This is a genomic window from Dictyobacter formicarum (assembly GCF_016587435.1).
The window spans coordinates 1-1011 of the sequence record NZ_BNJJ01000063.1 but is presented as its reverse complement, the minus strand read 5'-3'; the positions used below and the strand labels follow the sequence as shown (position 1 = coordinate 1011).

Genomic DNA, 1011 nt, shown 5'->3' with positions numbered 1-1011 from the left:
ATCACGATTTCCGTTTTTTCAGATGCCTTTTTCTTGACTTTGCGTGACCTGCAGCAGCGTAAAGAGTATCACAAAGGGCGGCTTGCTATTGGTATAGCGGGAGCGGTTGGCCCTGATAAACTCATCAAAGACCCTGATATTTCTCCTTTTAACATTAGTAAGCCTATTAATATGCATGATTTTTCGTTTACTGAAACGCGCACCACTTACAGATTTATTGAAAAATTCTCCCCCCAGGTTGATGAGGATGTACATGCACATATTTACGGCTGGACGCAGGGACACCTTATTTAACCCATCGTATCTGTCTGGGCATTGAGCAGTGGCTGAATGATCACAGGATGGATAGTGAGCTCTCAGCTGGTTGATGAGTTGGTTGAAAAGAATATTTTGGAACTATTCATATGTTGAGCGCGACACGAATATCGGTCATGTAGAAAAGCTGGTGAAACGTTTGACCGCCCTGCTATTCAATTGGCAGCGCTTGAATCAAAAATGAGAAGGTCACATATGCCAGCATCGATAGCTCAACCTTTATGGAGCTCTATTTGACAGGCGCTATTGCTATTGCGATCAGGACGACTCGAAATTCGAATCGTATTTATCGTCAGCTTTTCTACAGTTGCCGGTGTATAGTGTGCCTTCCCTTGACAGTATTGAACCACAAACGCGCCCGACCGTCTGTTGCCGGAGACCGGCCAGAACTGCTTATCCCAGGAAGATCGAACCTATCTCAGAGAGAAGTTTAAGTATCTGCTATTGGAATTTGGGCTCTCGCCGCGCAAACTAAAGAGGATTATGACATCTGGCTTGATCCCTCAGGGTATTATTGATAAGGTCAATAGTTCAAATTTCGGTGGAGACGATATTGAATACCTTCTCAGTCTTTTGGAGCGCGGAGGTGAACTGAGGGGCAGGAAGAAACTACCACATGCGGGCGCCTTTTTGCTTCAGTTTATAATGGATGAGCCAAATGGTTTTGGTTATGATGTGTATAGAAAGTTCGCACAA

2 protein-coding genes are annotated in these 1011 nt (G+C 44.5%); both read left to right on the top strand.

All coding sequences use genetic code 11. The features are described from left to right. The coding region (locus tag JMI88_RS39180) for a hypothetical protein (RefSeq protein ID WP_201367521.1) at positions 1-294 on the top strand (294 nt) is incomplete at its 5' end. 504 nt (positions 295-798) lie between these two features. Next, positions 799-1011: hypothetical protein (locus JMI88_RS39980; protein WP_236023268.1), on the top strand; the 213-nt coding region annotated here is incomplete at its 3' end.